5 protein-coding genes are annotated in these 5,093 nt (G+C 38.3%); 2 read left to right on the forward strand and 3 right to left on the reverse strand.

Annotated elements, in window-relative coordinates:
• Positions 1–168: 168 nt before the first annotated feature.
• From DXB15_RS16585 to DXB15_RS16595, 3 genes are all read right to left on the reverse strand, one after another.
• Entirely contained in the window at positions 169–1,362 is a 1,194-nt protein-coding gene (locus DXB15_RS16585) for a site-specific integrase (protein ID WP_024739674.1), read from the reverse strand.
• Between the two features lie 78 nt (positions 1,363–1,440).
• Positions 1,441–1,644 (reverse strand): excisionase, encoded by a 204-nt coding sequence (locus DXB15_RS16590; protein ID WP_024739675.1) that lies wholly within the window; start codon positions 1,642–1,644, stop codon positions 1,441–1,443.
• Positions 1,644–2,705, reverse strand: a complete 1,062-nt coding sequence (locus DXB15_RS16595; RefSeq protein ID WP_278279315.1) for a replication initiation factor domain-containing protein — start codon at positions 2,703–2,705, stop codon at positions 1,644–1,646. Before DXB15_RS16595 ends, DXB15_RS16590 begins: the two co-directional genes overlap by 1 nt.
• 497 nt (positions 2,706–3,202) lie before the next feature.
• Here DXB15_RS16595 and DXB15_RS16600 point away from each other — a divergent pair, with 497 nt between their 5' ends.
• Positions 3,203–3,874 carry a helix-turn-helix domain-containing protein gene (locus DXB15_RS16600; RefSeq protein ID WP_008393244.1) on the forward strand — a complete coding sequence of 224 codons (672 nt, stop codon included), beginning with the start codon at positions 3,203–3,205 and terminating at the stop codon, positions 3,872–3,874.
• 371 nt (positions 3,875–4,245) lie between these two features.
• Positions 4,246–4,860, forward strand: coding sequence for a helix-turn-helix domain-containing protein (locus DXB15_RS16610; protein ID WP_117598399.1), 615 nt, complete (start codon positions 4,246–4,248; stop codon positions 4,858–4,860).
• The last annotated feature ends 233 nt before the right edge of the window (positions 4,861–5,093 follow it).

The following is a 5,093-nucleotide window of genomic DNA, read 5'->3' on the forward strand; positions in this document are numbered from 1 at the left end:
AAATTATATATGTCTTTTTGACTATCTTTTTATATCTTCTTAAATGTCCGCAAAGCCTTATTTTATCGGCTCTACGGGCATTTTTCTTTTATGGTAAACCTCACATATCTAGGTCTATCTTCTTATATTTTCGCTATCAAGCGTGGTTAAAATCGTGGTAAATACTTCTTATGCGATTAGACGCTGAACCTCTGATTTTGCAGTATCTATGGACGCATGAGCGTACCAGTTCATTGTGATACTGATATTTGAATGTCCCATGATATACTGTAAATCTTTCGGGTTCATGTTCTTGCTTGCCAGTCTTGTACAGAACGTATGGCGTAGTGTATGCGGTGTGATATGTGGCAAGGGGTTATCCTTATGGTGCTTGTTGTATTTCTTTACCATACGGACAAAAAGCATATTGTAATCAATCGCAACTTTAGGCTTGCCTTTATGATTGACAAATAGAAAGTTGCCCCGTCCGTCTATCACAAATGGTTCTGCCTTTGGGCGTTTCTTCATAACCCGTTGAAATGCCTGTATCGTTTCTCTGCTTAATGGTACTTGCCTTATTCCGCTTTTTGTCTTAGGCGTTTCAATATAATAGCCCTGTTCCTTGCTCTTTAATAACTGGTGGTCGATAACCACTACTTCATGGATAAAATCAACGTCCATGATTGTCAGTCCGCACAGTTCCGAGATACGAAGTCCTGTCTTTAACAGTATCAGCACATCATCATAATACTTATGATACACGTTGTCCGTCTTGATGAATGATAATAAGGCTTGTTCCTGTTCCTCTGTCAATGCTACTTTCTCTTTGGTATCATTTTCTAGGACTTCACTTAACTTGAAATCAAAGGGATTTTTCCTTACATAATCATCTTGAATGGCTATGTAGAATGACGCTTTTAACGAGCGTTTATGGTTGTTAATGGTATTGTAGGAAAAGCCTTTGTCTTTCATGCGTAACGCCCATTCTTTAGCGTCAGAGGGTTTGATTGTATCAATGCTCCTAGCACCCAGCTTGTCCTCTTTCAATAACCGCATGAGCTGTTCCCGTTGTTTCTGTGTGCTTTTCTTCACGTTTGCCCTCTGTGCGTTCTGTTTGGCGTAGAGTTGGCAAAGCGTCATTTTCTTGCCTGTGCTGTCGATACCGTCCTCAATATCCCGTCTTATCTGCTGTTCCAGTTCTCGAAGTGAGGATTTTTCCCGTTTTCCCTTTGGTGTCGGGTCTGTGGGTGTCAATCTCCAAGCATACACATATTTTGTGTTTCCAAATGCGTCCACATATTTATATAAGTATTTTCCGTCTGTTCGTTGGCTCTCTCCAGTATGCAGGATACGTCCTTTGCTATCCCGTCTTTTTTCTTTCATGGTGTCTGCTCCTTTCCTTGTTGGAAAGAGCCTTGATATGACTTGTGTTCATCATAACACATACAAGGCTCATTTGCATTAGATTGCGTCCAATTTATCAATGACCTTTTCAAACTGTTGGCGTTTAATCTGTATGCGGTTGCCATTCATAATGAGCCAGCCAGCGTCCTTGTTTTCCTCTGCCAATCGTCTTAACTTGTTTTCTCCGATACGGAAATACTTTGACGCTTCTTCAATGGTAAGGGTGTATTTTTCCCATACAGGAATATCGTTGTTATTCATCAGATACCCCCTTTCCCATGTTTCGTGTCATACTGGATATAGGGGATAAGGTCGGTGCGGTCTATCCTCTGTAAGTGGGCGGTTAGTTTACTGGAAAGGGAATTGCTGTATCTTGCTTTATCAAGCATAGTTCCCACTTTTTCCAATCCACCTAATGCGTCATGTTCTTCTAAAAAGTAAAAACTTTTGACAGCGGAAATCACGCCACCCTCTGTGAGCCATTGCTGTGTTTCTTCAAGAGAATTATGTAGTTTCGGTACTTGCAGTTTTAAGACTTTCACAGCCCCTAAAAAGCGTTCCCAAAACCGACACGTTTTCCATCTGCTCTTATTACTTTCATTTCTGTTTGGCACGACAAAGCGTAGGTTGCTTGCCAGCAGTCCGAAAGCCAGTTCCCCAAGTTCCAGCGGTCTGTCTTTGAATGTCATGGCAAAAGCATGAGCCTTATCATCACGTAGTTGCATTTCTGTCCGTTTCCAACTGCCGACTTCATCAAGTGTCTTATTATGTTTTGAACAGACTTCCTTATCTTTATCATAAAAGCGGTAGGACAATCCTGATTTACCAGCACCGATATAAACGGTCTTTGCGGTGTCGAAATCATCAAACTTGCTTTCGTCAAAGTGGTAGCCCTCACTATTCGAGATAAATTCCTCTTTTTTGCATTTCTTCTTTATCTGCTCTATGGTAAAGAATGGCTTTTCGTTCTTATCATCAATGGCAATATCCAGTCTTGTGAAATGGAAATTATCCAGTCCGTATCTTCGCTCACAGCGTCGGAACATATCCCCAAAAGTATAATTCCTACTGTCGAGAATACGGAAAATATCATCACAACCTCTGCCAGTCATAACAAGATAACAGCCTAGCCCCTGTGGGTTGTCCTCTGTCTTTCTTGCGTCCCCCGATACATAAATATCTCCAATCTGCCAGCGTGCTTGATACGTCTTGAATTTAACGCTTGCCGGATAGACATTAAAAATATCAGTTGGTAAACCTAAAATGTGCATGATTACATCTTCAGCGGTTACAGTATCAAATACAATGCTGATGTAATCAATCTTAACGGATAAATTTTTGTGTGTAGTTATAGTACATTTCTCCTTTCGTATGCCCCGTTTTTTTTGCGGGGTAAAAATTGTGTTTTTTCCTTTATTTATCACAGTTTCTAGGTACTATGACATGTATACGCAGGGCGGTGTTACATATACGCCCTTTATGAACGCCTAAAGGCGTTCCCTTTCTTCCTGTGTCTGATCCGTTCTTAACGCTCACGAGCCTTGTAAGACTCGTGGCTAAACGGAACAGCCCCAGTCAGAAACCTTATTTTCGGTCTGATAGTCCATGCTTATTCATGCTATCAAAATGAAAATACATCTTTTCTATGCTTACTCAAGCGTGTGATTGACCCTAGCGTGCTTAATCACCCTATCTAATACGATAATAACGCCATTAGAATTACTTGTCAAGAAGTTTTGATTGACTTTTTGATAAATATTAAGTATGATATGCTTATAAACACCGAGAAAAGCAACGAAAGGAGCGGTTATACTAAGTTATGGAACATTATGAAAAGAAAATCAGTTTCTTAGGAGAGAATATACAGACCATAAGAAAACACAGAGGAATGAAACAACAGGAACTTGCGGATAAAATCGGTATCAATATGCAGAGCCTTTCCAAGATTGAACGGGGTGTGAATTATCCTACCTTTGACACATTAGAAAAGATAATGGACGTGCTGGGAGTAACGCCCAATGAATTATTATCAGGAGAATGGAAGTATATTGACCACACCGAACCATATATCATGGATATTATCAAACGGGAACAGGACTTCAATGTTTCCTTAGATTATCTGTCTGAAAATGAATTTTTCAATGATGAAAAAGAATGCAGATTTTACATGGAAACCAAACTCATACAGTATATCCATAACTACATTACCAATGAGGTTACGGAGTTAGAAGAACTTATGGAAATCAAGCAGTTGATACAACGTCAAAAAATAGAACGCATGATGAAAGTACATAAGGAAATGCGAGGGTTAGACCGATACAGAGAACAGCCCAAAGAGTATAAATACCATGACCCTTATGATGACTGGATATTCCGTCAACTTGCGGACATAGACAGCAGAAATAACATTCCCGACACTTCGCCACAGTTAGATTTTGATGAAACGGACTATGAAGATTATCTGAAAGAGAAATGGAACAGAGGTCTTTAATTTTCCTCTTGAATGAAAGATACAGCAAACAAAAAGCCCAGTAAAGAGTGCAAAGCACCACCAATGGTGGCAAGGCTCTTGACAGGGCTTTTTCTTTTCTGTGGTTGGTAATCAAGAGGAAGAAAGAAAAAGTGTGTATTTTTCAAGACAGAAAAATGTCAAGGGGGGGGTGTGCTGATTTTTGTTGTGGCGGATATATGGAACTGTTATAATATGGATATGTTTAAATTACGTTATAAGCAAGAATATTCTGCTGATTTGTCAAAAAACATCATTGCAACTGCCAGTTGACATATTTCCATATCTAAATGGTGGCTATGCAACTGATAATATTGCTAAAATTACACCATGAAAGAAAGGAGTGTTAGCTAATGAATATGGCAGACAGAATACAATATTTAAGGAAATCAAAAGGAATATCACAAGAGGAACTTGCGGATAAAATTGGAGTTTCAAGGCAGGCTGTTTCCAAATGGGAAAGTGAACAAAGTACGCCTGACTTAGAAAAAATAATTATAATGAGTGATTTTTTTGGAGTAACAACTGACTATATCCTAAAGGGAATTGAACCAGTAGCAGACAAAGAACAAAAAAATAAAGAGCTTACGAGTAAGGTACTTTATATATCATCAACAGCTTTTGTTGCTATTGGGCTGTTTTGTGCATTTGGTAATTGGTATGCAGAACAAACAATGGAAGCAGTTTGGGGTTCAATGATTATTCAAGCTATAGGGATTGTTGGATATTTTATAGCGAGAATACTATCGGAAGAAAAATCCCCCTTTTATGTAAATTGGCTTAATATAATCGGAGTTGCTTTTATGCCTATTTCTATGATTACAGGATATATTTCAGGATTGGTTTTCAAACTAGAAGGGTGGATTGCACCTTATCCGATAGGAATATTTCATACTTTAGTTTTCGTGTTAGTATTCTTTGTAGTTGTGATTGCAAGCTATATTATTCTAAAGAAACAAACAAAATAGTGATTACCTTTATTTTGCAAAAGCAGTTAGTCTTAGGATTGACTGCTTATTAATAAAAGACACCACTTCAATGTGTCAATGGTGTCTTTTTAGTGCTATTTTATCGTCATATCAAGGCTCGTTTAATCGTGGTATATTCGTGGTAAAATGAGTGTTTTTCTATACTTCGAAAAGCTTGAAAGTGTAATATTTATAGGGATAATCAAAAATCAGATATAAAGTTTATATACAAA

The organism is Roseburia sp. OM02-15 (genome assembly GCF_003481835.1).
Lineage (GTDB): Bacteria > Bacillota > Clostridia > Lachnospirales > Lachnospiraceae > Eubacterium_I > Eubacterium_I ramulus_A.